Source organism: Flavobacterium riviphilum (assembly GCF_055231795.1).
Genome location: NZ_JBUYSY010000001.1, coordinates 231,598 through 252,440, shown reverse-complemented (window position 1 = coordinate 252,440; position 20,843 = coordinate 231,598). Strand labels below are relative to the sequence as shown.

Below are 20,843 nucleotides of genomic sequence, written 5' to 3'. Positions count from 1 at the left end.
TTGGTTTTTTTGGTAAGCGCAATTTAATTGATTTTTAAGGTTGAAAAAAAAGTTTTCAAATTTTTAACGTCTATTTTGCAAATAGATTGTTGTTCATTGATATTACCTTGTTCAATAAAGTGATCAGGAATTCCCAGTCGTTTTATAGGAATGTGATAACTATTTTCTGAGGCAAATTCTAAAATTGCCGAACCAAACCCACCTGTTATTACTCCGTCTTCAATGGTAATCACCATGTTATAGGATTTAAATATATTATGCAAACACTTGGTGTCAAGGGGTTTGATAAAGCCAAAATCAAAATGCGCAAAAACTGCTTGGTTTTCTGTTTCTTTCAAGGCCTTGATTACATTGTTTCCAATAGTTCCGCAAGATAAAATGGCAATTGAACTCCCTTCTTTTAAACATTTGGCTAAGCCAATACTAATTTTTTCATAGGGTGATTTCCAATCTTGAAATTCGCCTCTTCCTCTAGGATAACGAATGGCAATTGGATGGTCTAAGCCCAATTGTGCGGTATATAAAATGTTTTGTAAGGCTATTTCGTTTAAGGGGGCATATATTATTACGTTTGGAATACAACGCAAATACGCAATATCGAAAACGCCATGATGGGTAGCTCCATCTTCGCCAACTAATCCCGCTCGGTCTAGACAAAAAATAACAGGTATGTTTTGCAGGGCAACATCATGTATTACTTGGTCATAGGCCCTTTGTAAAAAAGTGGAGTAAATGTTGCAATAAACAATCATACCTTGAGTAGCCATTCCTGCGGCTAATGTAACAGCATGCTGTTCCGCAATGCCTACATCAAAAGCGCGATTGGGTAGCGCTTCCATCATGTATTTCAAGGAACTTCCAGAGGGCATTGCTGGGGTGATACCAATGATTTTTTCATTTTTTTGAGCTAAATCCAAAAGCGTCAAACCAAAAACATCTTGATATTTTGGTGGTAAATGCCCTTCTGATTTGGGGAGTAAATCGCCTGTTGCGGCATCAAATTTACCTGGAGCATGGTATTGTACTTGGTTTTCTTCGGCTTGTTGTAGTCCTTTACCTTTGGTAGTGATAACATGCAAAAATTTTGGGCCTTTTACCTTTTTTAATCGTTTGAGTTCTTTTATAACGGCTTTGAGATCATGACCATCTATAGGGCCTGAATAATCAAAATTTAAGGATTTAATCATGTTGTTTTGCCAATGATTTTTACCTTCTTTAACAGCGGTTAAGTATTCTTTCAGGGCGCCTACGCTTGGATCGATACCTATGGCGTTATCATTTAAGATAACTAATAGATTGGCATCAGTCACTCCAGCGTGATTGAGCCCTTCAAAGGCCATTCCAGAGGCTATAGAAGCATCGCCAATTACGGCGATGTGTTGTTTTTCTGTGTCGCCTTTCAGGTTGGAAGCAATTGCCATGCCTAATGCGGCCGAAATGGAGGTAGAGGAGTGGCCTACGCCAAAAGCATCGTATTCGCTTTCGCTTCTTTTTGGAAAACCCGATATGCCATTTAATTGTCGGTTGGTGTGAAAAATGTTTTTTCTACCGGTTAAAATTTTATGGCCATAGGCTTGATGGCCTACGTCCCATATCAATAAATCGTTGGGTGTATCAAACACATAGTGCAACGCAATAGTTAGTTCGACCACGCCAAGACTGGCTCCTAAGTGGCCTTCTTTTACAGCTACTACATTAATTATAAAATCGCGTAATTCTTGTGCCAAATAAGGAAGTTGCGCTTCATTAAGTAAGCGTAAATCGACGGGGGAATTGATATGTTCGAGTAATTTGGTTTTCATTTATAATTAAAAAGCGAATTTACGGTTTTGTTTTTTATATTTTTGCGATTCACTTAATTATTCCCCGCCATGGCGGGTTAGGCGGCTATGATACATCCTTTCAGCGACGAATATTTTATGAAAAAAGCTTTGCAAGAAGCTGAAATGGCTTTTGACAAAGGTGAAATTCCTGTGGGAGCCGTTATTGTGGTGGCCGACAAAGTCATTGCCAGAACCCATAATTTGACCGAATTGCTCCACGATGTTACGGCCCACGCCGAAATGCAAGCGATAACGGCAGCCGCGAATTTCTTAGGCGGAAAATACTTGAAAGATTGCACTTTGTATGTAACTTTAGAACCTTGCCAAATGTGCGCAGGGGCTTTGTATTGGAGTCAAATCTCAAAAATTGTTTATGGGGCTAGTGATACGCATCGCGGTTATGAAAAATTGGGCACTCAGTTGCATCCCAAAACTACGGTAGTTCGTGGTGTTTTGGCAGAGGAAGCCGCTGATTTGATGAAGCGTTTTTTTGCTGAGAAGAGGAAATAATAGTGTTTCTCAATCCCTAAAATAAGACACAAAAAAACCGCTACTCTTTCGAATAGCGGTTTTTGTTTGTTTTAGTCTTCAATAACATTTCCTTTTTTATCATAGAAATGGTATTCTAAATACGTGTAAGCGTCACGAGGTATAATTTTCACCCATTTCTTATGCTCAAAAAACCATTTTGAACGTAAGGATGGAAAACCTTTACTGAGGTAAGCAGCCACAAACGGGTGTACATTAAGTACCACTTTCTTGTGGGTTTTTAGATGTCTTTCAAGATCGGAAGTGATTCTGTCAATGATAGAAATTGGTGCTTCTATTTCGCCATTTCCATTATTAGGATCTTCTTCACGTGTTTTGATGTTGACTTCTGGTCTTACTCTTTGTCTAGTAATTTGAACTAATCCAAATTTACTAGGAGGTAAGATCTTGTGTTTGGCTTTATCATCGCTCATTTCTTCTTTAAGGAAGTCGAATAATACTTTGCGATTTTCGGGATTGGCCATATCGATAAAATCGACAACAATGATTCCGCCCATATCTCTCAAGCGCAATTGTCTTGCGATCTCGGCGGCAGCAATCATGTTTACTTCCATGGCAGTATCTTCTTGAGAGCTGGCTTTGTTGGAACGGTTACCGCTGTTCACATCTATTACGTGTAGAGCTTCGGTATGTTCGATAATCAAATATGCGCCTTTACTCATGGAAACTGTTTTTCCAAAGGAAGTTTTGATTTGTCTTTCAATGTTGTATTTCTCGAATATGGGGGTGTCTTTCGATTGATAAAACTTTACGATTGATTGTTTGGCAGGAGCAATTTCTTGCAAATAATCCTTTGTTTGTTGGTACAACTCTTCATCATCTATTTGAATACCACTAAAGGTATCATTAAAAACGTCTCTAAGAATGGAGGAAGCTCTGTTGAGTTCGCCCAATACTTTTGACGGATGATGAGCAGTTGGTAATTTCTTACACATTGCAGTCCATCTGCTGAGCAGGTTCTGCAAATCTTTTTCTAATTCGGCGGTATTTTTGCCTTCGGCTACGGTGCGTACAATGACGCCAAAGCCTTTTGGTTTGATGGATTGTACAAGTTTTTTAAGTCGGTCTTTTTCTTTTTTGTCCTCTATTTTTTGAGAAATAGAAACACGATCAGAAAAAGGAACCAGTACGATAAATCGACCAGCCAAGGAAAGTTCGGCACTTATTCTAGGCCCTTTGGTCGAGATAGGTTCTTTAACGACTTGTACTAAAACGGATTGGTTGGCATTCAACACATCGGTGATGATACCGTCCTTATCAATCTCTTTTTCAAACTGAAAGTTTTTTAGGGAGAAATCTTTTATTTTACCTGCGCTTACAAGTTTTATGAATTTCAATTGAGAAGCAAGATTTGGACCTAAATCATGATAATGTAAAAAGGCGTCTTTTTCATAGCCTACATGTACAAAAGCGGCGTTGAGTCCTGCAACAGGTTTTCTGATTTTGGCAATAAAAATATCACCTACTTGAAAATTGCTGGTTTCTTGTTCTTTGTGTAATTCAATTAGTTTTCCATCTTTTAATAAGGCAAAATCTACGGCATCGGAACTCGAACGAATAATTAATTCTTTATTCACGCGGTACATTTTTATCCAGACTTTAAAGTTTTCAGTTTTCAGTTTACGGTTTTCAGTTTTACAACTCATAACTCATAACTCATAACTCATAACTGAATTGTAAGGATGGATTAAACAATAATTTACAGGTTTGACCCGGATGAATTTTCAGTCGGCAGTATTCAGAGAGCAGTATGCAGTTTAAGCTGCGATCTGAAGTCTAAAATCTAATGTCTGAAATTCAAATTTCAATGAACTTTTAAAAAGAAAAAAGTAGTTTAAAACTACTTTTTCTTTTTGTGACGGTTAGCTCTCGCTCTTTTTTTACGTTTGTGAGTTGCTACCTTATGTCTCTTTCTTTTTTTACCACTTGGCATATCCTAAGATTTTTATGTTAATTAATAGATTATTTTGCTTCGTTATTTGTCTTAACTCCTTCAACAAACACTTTTGCAGGTTTAAATGCTGGAATGTTGTGTGCTGGAATTTTAATTGTAGTATTTTTGGAAATATTTCTACCTGTTTTTTCTGCTCTTGTTTTTACGATAAAGCTTCCGAAACCTCTTAGATATACATTGTCTCCAGTTTCAAGTGAAGTTTTTACTTCCTCCATAAAAGTTTCAACTGTGGCTTGAACGTCACCTTTTTCAAGACCCAATTTTTCTGAAATCTTTGCTACGATATCTGCTTTCGTCATTTTCTTTCCTATTTAATATTGTTGTATGTTTTTTTTGAGTTTGCAAATATATGAATTTAATATGCAATAATTCAACCTAAATCGTTAAAATTTAATTACATAAACTTTTACTTTTGCTGACAAATTATTATTATGAATTTTGCTAATCTATTGATAAACTGGTATTTAGGCAATAAAAGAGAGTTGCCGTGGAGAAATACCAACGACCCTTATCCCATTTGGCTCTCCGAAATTATGCTGCAACAAACGCGTGTAACGCAAGGAATGCCCTATTATTTTTCGTTTTTAACTGCTTTTCCTACCGTGTTTGATTTAGCCAAAGCCGACGAGCAACAGGTACTTAAGCTTTGGCAAGGGTTAGGATATTATTCTAGAGCAAGAAACCTGCATCAAACCGCACAATATATAGTTAGGGAATTGAATGGCGTTTTTCCAAACTCCTATGCTGGTCTTATACAATTAAAAGGAGTTGGCGAATATACTGCCGCTGCCATAGCATCGTTTGCTTTTGAAGAACCCGTTCCTGTGGTAGACGGAAATGTGTTTCGAGTCTTGTCTCGGTATTTCGGAATCGAGTCTGACATCAGTTTAGGGAGAACCAAAAAGGAATTTACCGCTTTAGCTGCCGAATTATTGCCCAAAGCACAACCCGCGCTGTTTAATCAAGCTATAATGGAATTTGGTGCTTTGCAATGTGTGCCCAAAAGCCCGAATTGTACCGATTGTATTTTTAATTCCAGTTGTGTGGCGTTGCAAAAAGGAACAGTAGCCGATTTACCTGTAAAGCTGAAAAAGACAAAAGTTACCCATCGTTACTTTAATTATATAGTACTGAGTGATGCCAATGGTAATACGAAGCTACAACAGCGCACCGACAAAGGCATTTGGTATAATCTATATGAGTTCCCTTTGATAGAAACACCAAAAGAAGAAGGTTTCAAAAAGATTGCGTCTTTAATAAAGAGTGAAACTTCTTTCGGATCATCGTTGGTTGGTATTGAAGAAGTAAATCCTATAAGTATAGTGCATAAATTATCGCATCAACATTTGTATATTAAGTTTTGGAAAGTTACGATTGCCAATGCTTTAGAGGATGGAATCACTACGGAACAATTAAAAATCTTTCCATTTCCTATAGTGATTCACAATTTTATTGAAGAATATGCTGCTAGATAGTTTTTAAAAATAATGTATCTTTGGTTGAAATACCTTAATTATTATGAACGGGACTTTAAATAAAGTGATGTTAATTGGGCATCTGGGCGACGATATCAAGATGCATTATTTTGAAGGCGGTAACTGTATTGGACGCTTTCAATTGGCTACGAACGAAGTGTATATTAATAAATCGACCAACGAGAAAATTACGTCTACCGAGTGGCATAACTTAGTCGTACGTAATAAAGCGGCGGAGATTTGCGAAAAATACCTTTCCAAAGGCGATAAAATATACGTTGAGGGTCGTATCAAAACCCGTCAATGGCAAGCCGAAGATGGTACCATGAAAACAACTACCGAAATACAAGTCACGGAGTTTACCTTTTTGACTACCAAAAAGGAGCAGGAACAAAAGGGTAATGCCAATACAGAATCGGCAAAAAACACTAACTTTGACCCTGCAAATGGTAATCTACCTATTAATGATTTACCATTTTAAATAGAAGTGAAAGATTTTTTAAGAATGAGAAATAAAATTGCGGTTATTTTTGCTTTTTGTACTGTGTTGTTTATGATGGTTGCCTGCAAAGACGAAGTGTTACCTAAACCCACAGGGTATTTGCGTTTAGATTATCCTAAAGCCACCTATACAGCATTTAAAGGAAAATGTGCTTATGGCTTTGAAATGAATGCAAAAGCGCAAATTAATGGCAAACCCGATTGTAGTTATACTATTCATTATCCCAAAATGAAAGCTACACTCTATTTAACGTACAAGCCTGTTTCTAACAATCTAAAAGCGTTGTTGCGTGATGCTCAAAAACTAACTTTTGAACATGTAATTAAAGCAGATGATATCGTAGAGCAACCATATATTAATCCGGATAAAAAAGTATATGGTATGTTTTATCAGGTGGATGGTAATGCGGCGACCAATTCACAGTTTTATTTGACCGACAGTACGCGTCATTTTGTAACCGGGTCATTGTATTTTTATGCCAAGCCCAATTTTGATTCGGTCATGCCGGCAGCAAGTTACATTAAAAACGACATGCAACATTTGATGGAAACCTTACAATGGGAGTAATGTTTTTGTTTTTCTAAGAAAGAATTTTAAATACAAAAAAAGCATTCGTTTCTGGCGAATGCTTTTTGATTTATGAAGATTCATTGTTAATAAATTTGCAGGTGTGCATGAGCGAGACGCTTTTCTAAAATGTCATTAATTAAAAAAAAAACAATTTTGATTTTGTTTTTCCAACAAAGGAGAATAAGAGCGAAGCGAATTGGGGGAGCTACCACTTAAGTTGTTTACATTATGTGATTCTTTGTTTCTACCTTAGAGGTTCTGCTAAATAAGGTTTTCGACTGAGCTCAATCTGACTGAGTAAACGTAAGTATAAAAGTTTTTTCAAAACAAAAATTAGACCTAAGAATGACAAGAAAACGAAGTCATATCACTTCGTTTTTCAAGGTTACATTTTTAAAATGGGATTACTTTCAAAATCATAAACCATAGTCGAAATTTCAATTTGAAACCATTCATTTTTATAAACACTCTAATTTTATAATTCGAAAGTGAAAATTATGTCAATTTTCTTCTCAAGCCATTCCTCCACATTTTTGATTTGTTCACTAATTAAACACGTTCTAGTTTCTTGAAAATCTTTCCATATTTTACACTTTTATGTAAACCTATTTAAGGACAAGACAGTTGTAAAATCACTAAATCTGGGTATTGTATAGAGGATCGTTTAATATTACATTTGATTTTTTTAAAACTTTTTTTTTAGTTTATTATAGATCTATTAGTTATTGATTTTATAGAGGTATTAATAGTTTTTTAATCAATTTTTATAAGTTGAATATAATTTAATATAAACAAAAAATGAAAGTCTGAAATTAGAGCTGTTATTAAATGAAAAACTAAATTTTACTAAACCAATATTAATATTATTTCAAATGAAAAAAAGTGTAATTTTTTTAACCATTGTATTTTTGTTATTGCCTAAAAATTCTAATTCTCAAGATAAGGGCGTCGCTACAGCAGTTGCAGTTGGGGCTGGTTTAATGGCTATTGGCGCTGGAATCATGGCAATTGAAGATATGAAAGAAAGAGCAGAATTGAATGCTACAGAATGGGTTTTGTCCAATCATCCAGAATTAACAAGTTTTTCGTTGAAAACTCTTGATTTTGATGGTAAAAAATTAAAGGACATGTCATCAACTTCTGTAATTTCATTCAAAATTCAAGAATTTAGTCCAACGGATAATCCAAAACTCGATGGAAGAAAACAAGTACTACTAGCATTTACAAGCTATGGTTGGATAAGTGACCAAGGAATTGATTTTAACAAGGTAAATTGGTATTTGATAGATAGTGATGAGTGGATGAATATGATGGTTTCATATACAAAAGTAGCGTCAAAAGAAAAAGATGAATCTATTTTAAAAGAGGCTTTGTCAAAAGGGGTAGTTGTTAATAAGGCAATTAAGATGAAAGGTAAGCAAGATATTCCTTTTTTTAAGTTAGAGGGAGATATGTATCTTGTAACAGATTATTCAAATGAAATGAAACTTATTTATAACGAAAAATCCTTAGGTATTTTTTTGAAAAAAACTAGAAATTTAGTGCAAATGGGGAGGTCGGCAATTATTAATACTCATGAGTTCTTTTTTCAAAAAGGCTAACGTTTCCTTTGTGGTAATTTTGCGCGAAGTAAAAAAGCTTCGCGCTATCCAACCGAAGAAATTTATTCCATATCCGAGCGATCGGGTTTTCTAAATAAATTTTCATATTCTTGCCAATCTAGATCTGATTGTCTTTTTTCTTCTTTCATTTCCTCGGACAATTCAATTGGAAATGAAAAATCAAACTGATTATTTTCACTGATAATTTTACTTCTTTCAAAAGCTGATGTAATTTTTATACCGAGTTCGTTGTATTCAATGTAACCAAGCTCTTCAAAAAATTCCATTTGTACTTTCCCATTTTCAAACCATCTTTTATAAGTTTGTTTTCTATTGAAATTACTGGTTTCTATGTGTTTGTTTCCGTTTTCAAAATATGTAATTCGGCAAATTCCTGTTTGATTTTCTTTGCGTATTTCTTCAAGTTTTAGATTGCCGTTTTCGTACCAATCACGTGATTCTCCAAAAAGATTACCGTTTTTAGATTGTCGAAAAGATTTTATTTATCCAGAATTATAGTAAGAATGTAGAAATATAAGGTCCTTTTTTCGTTCGGCTTTCTGTCTCAGGATTCCGTTTAAATTGAAGTCTAATTGAAAATCGTTCCCTTGCGCAAATAGTAAATCAAAATCTTTATTGAATTGTTCATCTAATATATCAAAATCTGAAAATGGAAGATGTTTTGAAATATAAATTTTGGGATAAAAATATTTCGAAAAAATCGAGTGAAGGTAAATTGGTAACTCATTTTCATTCAATGCTTTTAGTAACTCAATTGTGTTTCCCATAAATCCATCTAATAGAAAACAATTCAAAGACTGTATTGAATCGAAATCTCCATTATTTGTATATCTGCAAATTATTTGTTTCTCATTTTTGGTATTAAGGTAATTTGCTTTCCTTACAGTTTTTATTGACAGAAATTTTTCTCGCGCTACAAAATCCAATTTATCTAAATTAAAATCAGGTTGATAATTTTCAGAATATAAAACTGAATCATTCTTTTTCCAATTTCCGCCAGGATTCATATTCGTTAGAATCCCTTCATTTAGAATTTGTCTTCCAAGTTTATAGATTATAATTTTTTCTAACTCAAAAGCTACTTCCTCAGATATGTTTGGGAATAATATCTCTATCTTAACTTGGTATCCATTTTTTTCAATATCTGCAATTCGACCAAGCTTAGTTAAGTTAAAATCAAGTCGATTTTTTTTTAAATGTGCCATATATCTTTTACCTCGACCTTTTCCAATATAAAAATATTGATTATCTCTTGGATCAATTAGAGCATAAACATAGTAGTCATTATTTTTCATAGTTTCAAAGGTATTAGGTCATTTAACAATTGTCTTCAACTGTTTTTCGATTGGAATGGTGGTTGTAGGCAGTTGCTATAGGTCATGATGATCGTTAATGTTTATTTCAAACATATTGTCAACAAAATTGGATGTCGCCCACGGAACCAAATCATCGTTTTGATTTTCGATGTAGTAAGTAATGAAAATGCTATTTGCTGTTTGAAAAATTACATCTTTTATGGTGTTTGCCAGCCAAATTATTTCATTATTATTAATAATTGATTCTAATCTAATTTCAATTTCTCCAAGTAAGATTGGCTTAAAGAACTTTTGTTTAGTAATTTCAAATTTTACGGGTTTATGTTTCGTTATTGTACACGGAATTTGTGTTAAATAAGTTTTGACTTCACCATTATGATCTCTTATTTCTTTAGCCGTAAACTGGAAAGTTTTATCTATGCGTTCTATTTGGAAATATTTTATACCGCGACCTTTTAATGTATTTATTAACTCAATTTTTTGATTTTCAAGCATTCTTGCGCCAAAATATATCGATTTTACAGCTTTATAATTATAGAATTGTTTTCCATAATCGCCATGGACGATTCTAAATTCATTTTCGTATTTCCAGCATTGTGATTTATAGCCAGCCATCTTTTGGATAATAGCATTTTTTTCGGATATGTCCAAAATGTCAATTTCTGGTGGTAATTTCTCATATTCAACGTCAAATGGTAAAGGATTTTCATTTTTAAAACTTTCTAGAAGTATTTCTTTGTCATATTCGATGCAAAAGCCTTTGTGTGAGTTTGCATAGTGTACCCAAAGAAGTTCTTCAAGATATGATTTTGATAAAGAATATATTCCCATTTTTGCATTATGAGAAAGTAAATTTTTAAGAGCGATTTCAACAGGATTTTGACTATCCTTGTTCCCATTTCCAAATATCGAATTAACCAAAGTCAATTGTTGTAAAAATATTTCATGACCAACAGCATTTTCAGTAGTATCATTTAAGTCGTCGAAATTTGGAGCCCAATAGTAATTATTTTCCAAAGAAACTAAATCGCGAATAAAGATTTCTGAGTTTCCGCCTCTATATTTATAAACTAGCATATTTCGATTTTTATCACGTCTGTTTTTGCAATTGCCTACAACGTTATGCCGCTTGGCGATGTGGCGGATTAAAGAAGCCTAAATTTTCGGTTAATGACTATTTTACAAGTACAAAACCGTCTTTAAATTAAGCCAAATCCCGCCATATTGCCAAACGGCGGTTATGCGTTCGGTTTTTTATACATTATTTTGTTTTTAATTCTGCACTTTTTCAGACTCTTTATATTCTTTCCAAATGTAATATTTCCTCAAAATCAATTTACGAACTTCCTCAAAAGCCCAAATTAAGAACAATGCTAAATTGTATAGAATTATTGCTGAATAATATAATAAAAAGCCGGAAACAATTATTCCAAGAATTATTATAGCAGTTACTCCTTTATCTTTACCACGACCATATCCACTTCTAAAAGATAGTCCTGGAATTCCACTTCTAATTGAAAAACCTTTTGAACCAATAGTTCCATATTTGGTTCTGTAACTACTTGAAATACCAGAACCACTTAGATTTAAACCAAATCCCTTATTTCCACCAATTCTTTTTTGATACCGTAAACCCATAATTACTATTTTAATATTTAGCTTTAGGATATGTTATCTAGATACTCTATAAAATTTTGAAAGCCAGCTACACTAAAATTTAATTGTCCTAATTTGTCGAATTCAATCATTACAAAGCCTAGGTCTAACAAATAACTTCGTCCTCGCCATTCACCTGATTCGATTCGCATTACATCAACTTCAGTGAAATCGTCATCATAAATTTCAAATAAATTTGTAAATAGTTTAACAAGATTTGCAATTTCGTCAATTGTAATGTCATAGTCACTTACAAAAGTTACCATTTTAAGTTTGTCAAATTCCTTTTCGGTACTTGAAACTCTTAACCTAATTTTGTTGAACGAGTTTAAGAAAGGTATATTTAAAATTGTTTCATAAGAAATCGAATTGAATTTCCCTTCGTTTTGGTGTTCTTCATAAAAGGAAGATATCTCTAAAAGTTCTTGAAAATCTAAACTTTGAAATTCTAAAGCTATTTGATTAAATTTTTTTGACGGTTTCTTTGAAGAGAAAAGATTAAAAAAGCCCATATTTTTTTTGTTTTTGGTTAGTAAATTTTCTGTATTCTGCGGTAAACTGACGCATAACTTGTTTATAAGCGAAACAAACTTTAGTAAATACAGAAATTCAGGTAGATGAATGATTTTTGTTTCGCAATATCGTTTTTCAAATATATTTATTTTTTCTTTTAATTAAATTTAAATTCAGATAAGAAAAAAAAGCTTTATTTGTATTAAGGTTGGCCTGAAAACCTTATTTAATTATTTTTTTGTTTTCATCCTCATCGCTTTTTGACCTGATACGGTTCGTTATATAAATTCATCAAGACGAACCGTTTAATTGATCGCGGTCATTTGATCAATCGACCGCGGTCAATTACTGAATCGACCGCGGTCGATTTGTTACATCATCCGTTTCTTTTTTGATGTTCATCAGGTTCAAGTTGTTGTTTGGTCTTGATTATATAGATAGGTAGGGTCAATCATCATATACAAGAAGAGTAATGGGTTGTATTGTTAGGTGTCTTATTTTAGAGAATCCTTAAAGCATTTCACTTTGTTTGATACTTCGTTCCTCAGCATGACATAAAAATGCTTAAATTAATACAGTAGGGTAAGTAAGAATCAAAAAAAAGCATTCGTTTTTGGCGAATGCTTTTTGATTTTAGTGTTTTTTGAATTACGATTTCGTAGGTACTACTTTGTAGGTTTTTCCATCGGCAACCCCTTCAATAATTTTAGTCAATGACGTTGGGTTTTGAACCGTTTTGTCAAAAGAAATGGTGGCTAATTTTTTGTCAAAATCTACGGTAGCTTTTTCTACTCCTTCAGATTCGGCTAATTTTTTTTCGATAGTTTTGGCGCACCCCATAGCGCAAGTCATGCCTTCGATGGCCAAACTTGCTGTTTGAAGATTAGCGGCTGCAATTGGTTTTTGGGCTTTTGGAGCCTCAATAGCTACTTCTGCTGGTTTTGCAGTTTCAGTTTCTTTTTTGCAACCTACCATTGCGATACTAGCCAAAGCAAGCGCAACAATTGTTTTATTGATATTCATTGTAGTTGAATTATAATTATTTAAAATATGATCGGGACAAAATTAATCAAAAAGCGCGCCGAATATTCGTAAAATTGTTAGAATTTTGGCCCAAAATTAAAAGTATGGTTGCTAAACAATTCAAGTGGGTTTTTTTATTGCTTTTATCGCTCATTTGGGGTAGTTCGTTTATCCTGATTAAAAAAGGGTTGGTAGGATTGAGCGCCTTTCAATTAGGTTCTTTGCGCATTATTTTTGCAGCACTTTTTTTGTTGTTGATTGGTTTTAAAAGTTTGATTAAAATTCCACACCATCAATGGAAATATGTTGCCTTGACCTCCTTGTTTGGGACCTTTATTCCTGCTTATTTGTTTGCCATTGCACAAACGCAAATTGACAGCTCGATTAGTTCGATTTTAAATTCTTTAACTCCTTTGAATACATTATTAATTGGTGCTATCTTCTTTCATTTGGATTTTAGACGCAATCAAATTTTTGGTGTTTTGATTGGGCTAGCGGGAAGTTTGCTTTTGATTTGGAATGGCGCAGTACATCATCCCAACCAAAATTATTACTATGCTATTTTGGTGGTTATTGCTTCTATTTGTTACGCTACCAATGTCAATTTGATTAAGAAGCATTTATCCGATTTGCCCCCCTTGAGTATCAGTACAGGAAATTTTTTGGTTTTACTGTTTCCGGCATTGGGGGTATTGTACTTCACGGATTTTTTTACGGTGCTCCACGAAGTTAAGGTCCAAGAATCGATGCTTTACATTTTGATTTTGGGTGTTTTAGGAACGGGAATTGCCAATATTGTTTTCTTTAAATTGATTCAGATTTCGTCCCCTGTTTTTGCAACTTCGGTTACCTATTTGATTCCGGTGGTGGCTTTTTTTTGGGGAGTATTGGATCATGAAATGTTGACTCCTGTACAGCTCTTTGGGGCTTTTATTGTATTGGTTGGCGTGTATTTGTCGGCAAGGAAATAGACTGTAGATTTATAGAAAAGAGAAGGCAGAAAGCTGCAAATTAGAAAAGCTAGAGATGCAAAAACCGATAACGGAAATCATTTTTGATGGCCGGGACAAAATATTGTAAACTAAAAAAGACTGCCGATGAAAGCAGTCTTTGTTGTTTTAATTTTATTTGTGATTATTGAAAATCGGCATCAGTTACGCCTTCGTTGATTTTTATTTTGGAAGTGGTAAGTTTAAGCTCTATGCCAATGTTCATTATGGTTGTGTGAGGGAATTTGATTCCTTTAACTTCTCTGTAATCATTGAAATAAGTGGTTTGTGTTCCCTTGTCAGACGTTTTGCTCTCTGCAATTTTGAAGTAGTTTTTTGTATCGTAATACAACGTTGATTGGCCATCTTTGATTGCGTAGGCATCTGTATCGTTGATGGATTCGATCCCTGCTAATGTGATGCTGGCTTTATCAAGTAACGGTAATTCATCAAAAGGATTCATGTCGGCTTTCTTTTCTAAAAACTCTTTTGTTGAAAGGTCTTTGCGTTGTCCTTGTTGGATAGCGTATCCTGATTGGTCTCCAAGTACTCTTTTCATCATGGTTGCGCCTCCAGCTTTCATTTCAACGCTCAATTTTTTGTCTGAGGTTATTTTTGAAGTCATCTCAACTGTTGTGCCTTGAATTGATCCACTGGCAATGGTCACGATTGATTTTACTTTTTTTAAAGCTTCTATGCCGCCTATGGCTTTGATGTAATTTTCTAACACACTTTTGGCGGTAATTCCTGTTGGGATTTCTTTTTTTGCTATTGGTTTTTCTGTAGGATTGCCATATTTGTCAAAAAAGTAGAGCGGTAATTGGAGTTTTTCTAATCCCGGAGTGATTTCGCTTGCTTTTCCAATCACTACGATACGGGCGTGGACCAGAAGGAAATATTTATTAGCCACACGAAGGATGTCATCAGGTGTTACGGCATTGATCGTTTGTATATATTTTTCGTAAAAATCGGTGGGCAGTTGTTCGGTTTCGATGTTAAGGGCATAGCGGGCTACGGCTTGTGGTTTTTGTACTTGCATAACAAAACGACCAATGTATCCTGCTTTTACGTTATTTAGAACTTCATCGGCTACTTTTTCGGTTCTGATTTTTTTAATTTCTTTGATGAACTCAACTACAGCACTATCAGTAACTGCGTTTCTTACCGCTGCTGTGGCTACGAATTTGGTAATGTGTTTGCCACTACCAAGGCTAGAATTAGCGCCATAAGTCCATGCGTTTTTTTCTCTCAAATTCATGTTTAAATAGGAATTGAAATCGCCTCCTAAAATTTGATTGGCAATGACAGCTGGGAAAAAATCGGGGTCGCTCATTTTTAGAGTAAGATTGTTTACCAATGAGATTTCAGATTGAACGGCATTGGGTACATCTACCAAGTTGATTTGTAATTGGTCTACGTTGGCATTGGGAGTATGTGTTTCTTTAGGAACAACTTTTTTGACCCAATGGCCAAATAGTTTTTCGACAGCTTTTTTGGTTTCTTTGAATTTTATATCGCCAATAATTACCAAATACGCATTTTCAGGAGAAAACCTATTGTTGTAATTGTTCTGTACATCGGCTAAAGTGACATTCATAAGGCTTTCCTCGGAGAGATATTCGCCAAAAGGATGGTTTTTTCCAAAAGCTAGTACATCAACAACTCGGCTAGAAATAGCGGCTACACTTTTTTCGCTGGCTTTGAGACCTTCGATGATTTTGGCTTTTTCTTTGTCGAATTCTTCTTGGGTAAAGTTGGGTAGTAAAGCGCCCTGAGCTAGTAATTCCAGTACACGGCCCGAATATTTAGATAGCGAACTTGCCGATGCACCTCGAGATGAAAAGTTGAGGTTAGCTCCTAAAAAGTCAATTTCTTCATTAAAATCATTTTTAGAGATTTTTTGGCTACCGTTACCTAGCAAGCTGCTTGTTAAATCGTCTACTCCTTTTTTGCTGCCTTCGGCAAAGGGAGGGTTGTCTAGTGTTAAGGTAAAGCTTACTCGGGGTAATTTGTGGTTTTCAACGACTAATACTTTTAAACCGTTTTTTAAAGCAAAGCTTTGTGGTTTTGAGATTTGAACTTTTGGGGAAGCTCCGGGGGTGGGTTGTGTTCTGTTTTGTGCTTGCATAATTCCTATTGCAAAGAAAAGAGTTAAGAAGATATGGCTATTTTTCATGTTGAATCAGACTGGATTATTTGGTTTTTTCGGCAGTTGGGACATAATCTAATACCAGCCTTTGGTTAGGATTCAAGTATTTTTTAGCTACCTCGAGAATTTCTTCTCGGGTAATGGAGTGGATGAGTTCAATTTCGGTATTGATAAGGTTGATGTCGCCATAAAGTAAATAGTATGTAGCTAAGTTTTCGGCTATGCCTTCAATAGAAGCATTGGAGTTGACAAAGTTATTGTCGAATTTGTTCTGCAGTTTTTGAAAATCTTTTTCAGAAATGAGTTCGGTTTGGAGTTTGAGTATTTCTTCATCAATTTCTCTTAAAATATCATCAGCAGTATGTTGAGGCATGGGCAATCCAAATATTATATACATGCCGTAGTCTTCTTGACTGTTGCTAAAAGCGCCCGTTTGAAGGGCAATTTTTTTCTCGTCAACAATTTTTTTATACAATTTAGAGCTTTTTCCATCACTCAAATACGAAGAAATCAATTCCAATACACGGGCATCTCTGGTTTTCATGGATGGTGTGCGATAGGCAGTGATAACTGCTGGAATTTGAATGTTGTGGTCTTCAAAACGCGCTTTTATGGTTTCGGTTATTGGTTCTTCAATATATTGTGTTCTAGTTATGGGTGCGCCTTTTGGAATGGATCCGAAATATTGCTCGATCCATTTCTTGGCCTGGTCCTTTTGAAAGTCTCCTGCTACCACTAAAACCGCATTGTTTGGGATGTAGAACTTTTTATTGAACGCTTGAAACTCCTCTAATGTTGCTGCGTCAAGATGTTCCATGGCGCCAATGGTGGTCCAGCGATACGGGTGTTTTTTGAATAAATTTTCTTTCACCACCATTTGAAAACGGCCGTAGGGTTGGTTGTCATAACGGGTTCTTTTTTCTTCTTTAACGACTTCATTTTGAGTGTCAACTCCAATCTTATTGATAACTGGGTTCATCATTCGTTCGGATTCCATCCAAAGTGCCAGCTCTAAATTATTGGAAGGGAAAATTTCATAATAATACGTTCTGTCATCAGAAGTGTTAGCGTTGTTCACTCCTCCATTGGCAGTTACAATTTTGAACCATTCCCCGCGTTTGATATTTTCGGTGCCTTCAAACAATAAATGTTCAAAAAAATGCGCAAAACCCGTACGATCAGGTCTTTCGTCTTTGGAGCCAACATGGTACATTACCGAAGTAATGATAACCGGTGCAGAAGCGTCTTGGTGTAAAATGACATGTAATCCATTTTCTAAGTTGTATTCTTCGAAAACTACTTTTTGTGCAGAGGCTACACCTCCAAGCATGAGTGCGCTACTTAAGGCCATTATTGTTTTTTTCATGGGTTATTACTTTGTTTGATTGCTGTTTAAGTAGAAGAAAACAGTATTTGTTAGGTCAAAGATACTTTTTTCTAGTTATTCTTATGTAGTTATTCTTGTTTTGCGAGTGTTTTGGCGTGTTGTGGGGGTATTTGAAATGCTTAATTGTCAGGGAGTAAGAAAGAATGAAATAAATTTTAAGGGAGGAATTGCAGGTTTTATTTTTAGTTGTATATTTGCAAACTTAAAAATCAATAAATCAATTTGGTATGTATGCAATCGTAGAGATAGCAGGGCAACAATTTAAAGTAAGCAAAGACTTAAAGGTTTATGTTCACCGTTTGGCTAACGAAGAAGGTTCAAAAGTTTCTTTTGACAAAGTTCTTTTGTTAGACGATAATGGAAATGTAACTTTAGGCGCCCCAGCTATAGAAGGTGCTTCAGTTGAAGCAAAAGTGTTACAACACTTAAAAGGAGATAAAGTTATCGTTTTCAAAAAGAAAAGAAGAAAAGGGTACAAAAAAAGAAATGGTCACAGACAATATCTTACTCAAATCGTAATTGAGGGGATTACTGCAGGTGGTGCTCCAAAAAAAGCAGCGACTAAAAAAGCAGCTGTAGAAGCAACTACTGAAGAAGCGCCAGCTCCTAAAGCAAAAAGAGCTCCAAAAGCTAAAAAAGAAGAAACAAAAGAATAATAACAATATTAAAACCAATACGTCATGGCTCACAAGAAAGGTGTCGGTAGTTCCAAGAATGGTAGAGAATCAGAATCGAAACGTTTAGGCGTTAAGATTTTTGGTGGTCAAGCGGCTATTGCTGGGAACATCATCGTAAGACAAAGAGGTTCTAAACACAATCCAGGTGAAAACGTTTACATCAGTAAAGATCATACTTTACATGCAAAAGTGGATGGTGTTGTGAAGTTCCAAAAGAAAAAAGACAATAAATCATACGTTTCTGTTCTTCCATTCGAAGCATAACAAAAACGATGTTACTATTTTTAAGCCTGTCCAAAAGACAGGCTTTTTTTATTACGACGGATTAAATAATAGCCCGATGCTAATGAATAAGGATAATTTGTTATTGTTTACCCATGAAGCATCAAAACTAATTGGACCCAAAAACGAGTTATATGAAACAGTAGCTCCTGTTGACACTAGGAAACTAGAGCTTTCTTTACTTTGCCAATTTCCTTTGGGCGATAGAAAATTTTGACCGTATTCTTTAATGTTTGAAAAACCAATACTAGCAAGGTCTATGTGCGGAATTAAATAAACTTTTTGGCTAAGATTGCTCTGAAGACTCAGGTTCAAATGTATAAACTGACTAACATTTAATTCGTTTTCTTTTATACCCGGAAAACTAATGCCGTTTTTTAATGGGTTTGTAGTGTATCCTCCTAAAAAATATTTGGAAGCGTATCCGTATTCTGAAACCGACAACTGATTGGGCTTGCGATTATTTTCGAACAACAATCCTGAGTTTGCTTGAAATATTAAAACTTTGTCCGAAATAGGTTTTCTGTATTCGTAGTTGAAATTCAATTTAGTAAATCCATTCAAACTTCCGCTAAAGTTTTCTCTCGAGGAATTTATGAAATTAATATCGGCTTTTTGAAACAATGATTTTGAAAGTTCTACATAAAGATTACTCCCTTTGGTGGCATAGTATACTTTGTCAATTGTGTTGTAATGGTAGTGAATATTCAATTCGGTTTGATTCAAGTAGTAACTGCGCAAGGTGAAGATGGTATTGAATGTAGGGTCTGTTTTTGGACGTAAATGGGTGAAATGATAGTTGATTCCTAGTCCCAAATAACTCTTCAGCGAATTGATATTTCTGTTGATTTGGTTGTTGAAATGAATAGCATTGTACTGAATATTATCAGCGATTTTTCCTTCAATGAAAACGTTTTGAATAAGTCGATGGTTGTAGTTTTCGGTTCGCCACCACCAATTTTTATTTTGTCCAAAAATCTTCTGGTATTGCGCTCGAATTCGGGGTTGTTGAGCGATATCGGTCGTTATCAATAAACGGGAGGATTCGCCTAATAAATTTCTGCCCGTATAGTTTAAAATGGCACCAAAACCTCTAAAGCTATCAAAATGCAAAGAACCTTTGAGTTGGCTTCTGTAGTTTTCGAAGGCATTAAGTTCTAGAAATGTACGGTTGTCTTTGGTGTAAATATTCGAATTTATCTGATTGAATAAATTGGTGCCAATGGCTTTTCTTACACCTTCAACGATATTAGAAATGGTATAGCTTTGTCCTGTTTGTATGCTAGAACGTTTAGTGACTAATTTTAGATTTGAGGAGCTAAAATTGTTGTAAACAATCGTGTCTAAGACAAATTGTTTGTCAATTTGTAAGAGCTCAATTTTTTTGTTGCTATGGGGTCTTAATTTTTGAGCTAATGCAACTAAAGCGGGAAGGTTTTGTTTTGTAGCAATTTTGCCTTCGTTGTATAGGGTAGTACTAGCATTAAAATCGGCTGTGGAGTAGGTAAGATTTGGGAAATGGTTTAGTAAAATGTCACAAGCCCTTCTGTTTTCTTCGTTTTTCAAATTGCTAATCAGCATGGTAGATTGAAAAATTAAAGTTGAAAGATTTTCGAGTTGTTCTTTACTCACTTTTTCGTCTCCTACATCGCTACCAATAATAAAATCGGCACCCATTTTTTTGGCGATATCTGTAGGGAAATTGTTTAGCAATCCTCCGTCTACAAGTAAGGTGTTTTTGTATGGAACGGGTTTGAAAACCCCAGGAATAGACATACTTGCTCGCATAGCAAGACCTAAGGAGCCTTCGTCCATGACTACTAATTGTCCGTTTACAATATCGGTGGCTATGGCTCTATAGGGAATAGGAAGCTCGTCAAATTTGGTGGTTTGGAAGGATGGATAGGTGAGTACCGATAAAAACTCCCTTAAGTTTTGGTCGTTGATTAAAGAAGATTTGATTCTAGGTTTGTAATCTTTTACATCAATATCAATAAGGTATTTATTAAATTCCCCCATTTCTTCTACACTCACATTGTTTAAGGATACGGTGCCTCCGAGTAGCTCGTCCCAATGGGTGGTTTTGGCAATTTTGGCAATGCTATCTCCGGAATATCCCATGGCATATAAGCCACCTACAATACTTCCCATGCTTGTGCCTATAATTAGGTCAGGTACAATGCCAAGTGAGTCCAATGCTTGAAGTACCGGTATGTGGGCTATGCCTTTGGCACCACCTCCACTAAGAACCAAGGCAATTTTGGGTTTTTTGTTCTGACTCCAAAGGGTAGTGTTGAAAGAAAAAACACTAAGGCAAAATAAAAAAGGGAGGATACTTTTCAAAATATGGTGGTTT

20 protein-coding genes are annotated in these 20,843 nt (G+C 35.0%); 8 read left to right on the top strand and 12 right to left on the bottom strand.

Translation table 11 applies throughout. From position 1 onward, the window contains the following. Window positions 1-23 precede the first annotated feature (23 nt). Complete coding sequence (locus ACZIX2_RS01155) at window positions 24-1,802, bottom strand: 1-deoxy-D-xylulose-5-phosphate synthase (RefSeq protein ID WP_463338237.1); 1,779 nt, start codon at window positions 1,800-1,802, stop codon at window positions 24-26. 87 nt (window positions 1,803-1,889) lie between these two features. Here ACZIX2_RS01155 and ACZIX2_RS01150 point away from each other — a divergent pair, with 87 nt between their 5' ends. Next, window positions 1,890-2,333 carry a nucleoside deaminase gene (locus ACZIX2_RS01150; RefSeq protein WP_463338236.1) on the top strand — a complete coding sequence of 148 codons (444 nt, stop codon included), beginning with the start codon at window positions 1,890-1,892 and terminating at the stop codon, window positions 2,331-2,333. Window positions 2,334-2,404: 71 nt separating this feature from the next. On the opposite strand, the gene ACZIX2_RS01145 is transcribed toward ACZIX2_RS01150, so the two are convergent. Together ACZIX2_RS01145 and ACZIX2_RS01140 are read right to left on the bottom strand one after the other, a co-directional pair. After that, the gene (locus tag ACZIX2_RS01145; protein WP_463338235.1) at window positions 2,405-3,949 is read right to left on the bottom strand and encodes an Rne/Rng family ribonuclease; all 1,545 of its coding nucleotides are present in this window, start codon (window positions 3,947-3,949) and stop codon (window positions 2,405-2,407) included. A gap of 385 nt (window positions 3,950-4,334) precedes the next feature. Next, complete coding sequence (locus tag ACZIX2_RS01140; RefSeq protein WP_007805026.1) at window positions 4,335-4,625, bottom strand: HU family DNA-binding protein; 291 nt, start codon at window positions 4,623-4,625, stop codon at window positions 4,335-4,337. A gap of 132 nt (window positions 4,626-4,757) precedes the next feature. On the opposite strand from ACZIX2_RS01140, the gene mutY reads away from it, so the two are divergent. The 4 genes from mutY to ACZIX2_RS01120 all read left to right on the top strand — a co-directional run bounded on the left by mutY (window position 4,758) and on the right by ACZIX2_RS01120 (window position 8,474). Continuing rightward, a complete protein-coding gene (gene mutY, locus ACZIX2_RS01135; protein WP_463338234.1) occupies window positions 4,758-5,801 on the top strand; it encodes an A/G-specific adenine glycosylase in 1,044 nt (347 codons plus the stop codon). 43 nt (window positions 5,802-5,844) lie between these two features. Beyond that, window positions 5,845-6,282 (top strand): single-stranded DNA-binding protein, encoded by a 438-nt coding sequence (locus ACZIX2_RS01130; RefSeq protein WP_463338233.1) that lies wholly within the window; start codon window positions 5,845-5,847, stop codon window positions 6,280-6,282. A gap of 24 nt (window positions 6,283-6,306) precedes the next feature. Then, window positions 6,307-6,870: a gliding motility lipoprotein GldD gene (gene gldD / locus ACZIX2_RS01125; protein WP_463338232.1), complete on the top strand. Its 564-nt coding sequence runs from the start codon at window positions 6,307-6,309 to the stop codon at window positions 6,868-6,870. A gap of 875 nt (window positions 6,871-7,745) precedes the next feature. Beyond that, window positions 7,746-8,474: a hypothetical protein gene (locus ACZIX2_RS01120; RefSeq protein ID WP_463338231.1), complete on the top strand. Its 729-nt coding sequence runs from the start codon at window positions 7,746-7,748 to the stop codon at window positions 8,472-8,474. A 62-nt stretch (window positions 8,475-8,536) separates the two neighbouring features. Here the strand turns inward: ACZIX2_RS01120 and ACZIX2_RS01115 are convergent, their stop codons facing one another. From ACZIX2_RS01115 to ACZIX2_RS01090, 6 genes are all read right to left on the bottom strand, one after another. Beyond that, window positions 8,537-8,761 (bottom strand): hypothetical protein, encoded by a 225-nt coding sequence (locus ACZIX2_RS01115; protein WP_463338230.1) that lies wholly within the window; start codon window positions 8,759-8,761, stop codon window positions 8,537-8,539. Window positions 8,762-8,977: 216 nt separating this feature from the next. Next, window positions 8,978-9,790, bottom strand: a complete 813-nt coding sequence (locus ACZIX2_RS01110) for an LEM-3-like GIY-YIG domain-containing protein (protein ID WP_463338229.1) — start codon at window positions 9,788-9,790, stop codon at window positions 8,978-8,980. Window positions 9,791-9,865: 75 nt separating this feature from the next. Beyond that, a complete protein-coding gene (locus ACZIX2_RS01105; protein ID WP_463338228.1) occupies window positions 9,866-10,888 on the bottom strand; it encodes a DUF2971 domain-containing protein in 1,023 nt (340 codons plus the stop codon). 195 nt (window positions 10,889-11,083) lie between these two features. Next, on the bottom strand, window positions 11,084-11,449 hold the full coding sequence (locus ACZIX2_RS01100; protein ID WP_463338227.1) for a hypothetical protein: 366 nt from the start codon (window positions 11,447-11,449) through the stop codon (window positions 11,084-11,086). A 23-nt stretch (window positions 11,450-11,472) separates the two neighbouring features. Next, complete coding sequence (locus ACZIX2_RS01095; RefSeq protein WP_463338226.1) at window positions 11,473-11,979, bottom strand: hypothetical protein; 507 nt, start codon at window positions 11,977-11,979, stop codon at window positions 11,473-11,475. A 649-nt stretch (window positions 11,980-12,628) separates the two neighbouring features. Continuing rightward, window positions 12,629-13,003, bottom strand: coding sequence for a heavy-metal-associated domain-containing protein (locus tag ACZIX2_RS01090; protein WP_463338225.1), 375 nt, complete (start codon window positions 13,001-13,003; stop codon window positions 12,629-12,631). A gap of 104 nt (window positions 13,004-13,107) precedes the next feature. Between ACZIX2_RS01090 and ACZIX2_RS01085 the strand changes: the two genes are divergently transcribed. Next, window positions 13,108-13,974, top strand: coding sequence for a DMT family transporter (locus ACZIX2_RS01085; RefSeq protein WP_463338224.1), 867 nt, complete (start codon window positions 13,108-13,110; stop codon window positions 13,972-13,974). Between the two features lie 163 nt (window positions 13,975-14,137). Here ACZIX2_RS01085 and ACZIX2_RS01080 read toward each other — a convergent pair whose 3' ends face one another. Both ACZIX2_RS01080 and ACZIX2_RS01075 read right to left on the bottom strand, forming a co-directional pair. Continuing rightward, window positions 14,138-16,168: a M16 family metallopeptidase gene (locus ACZIX2_RS01080; RefSeq protein ID WP_463338223.1), complete on the bottom strand. Its 2,031-nt coding sequence runs from the start codon at window positions 16,166-16,168 to the stop codon at window positions 14,138-14,140. Between the two features lie 16 nt (window positions 16,169-16,184). Then, window positions 16,185-17,507, bottom strand: coding sequence for a M16 family metallopeptidase (locus ACZIX2_RS01075; protein WP_463338222.1), 1,323 nt, complete (start codon window positions 17,505-17,507; stop codon window positions 16,185-16,187). A 248-nt stretch (window positions 17,508-17,755) separates the two neighbouring features. Here ACZIX2_RS01075 and rplU point away from each other — a divergent pair, with 248 nt between their 5' ends. Together rplU and rpmA are read left to right on the top strand one after the other, a co-directional pair. Continuing rightward, window positions 17,756-18,184: a 50S ribosomal protein L21 gene (gene rplU, locus ACZIX2_RS01070; protein ID WP_463338221.1), complete on the top strand. Its 429-nt coding sequence runs from the start codon at window positions 17,756-17,758 to the stop codon at window positions 18,182-18,184. 24 nt (window positions 18,185-18,208) lie between these two features. Then, window positions 18,209-18,469, top strand: a complete 261-nt coding sequence (rpmA, locus tag ACZIX2_RS01065) for a 50S ribosomal protein L27 (protein WP_463338220.1) — start codon at window positions 18,209-18,211, stop codon at window positions 18,467-18,469. Window positions 18,470-18,520: 51 nt separating this feature from the next. On the opposite strand, the gene ACZIX2_RS01060 is transcribed toward rpmA, so the two are convergent. Beyond that, window positions 18,521-20,830, bottom strand: coding sequence for a patatin-like phospholipase family protein (locus ACZIX2_RS01060; RefSeq protein WP_463338219.1), 2,310 nt, complete (start codon window positions 20,828-20,830; stop codon window positions 18,521-18,523). Window positions 20,831-20,843 lie beyond the last annotated feature (13 nt).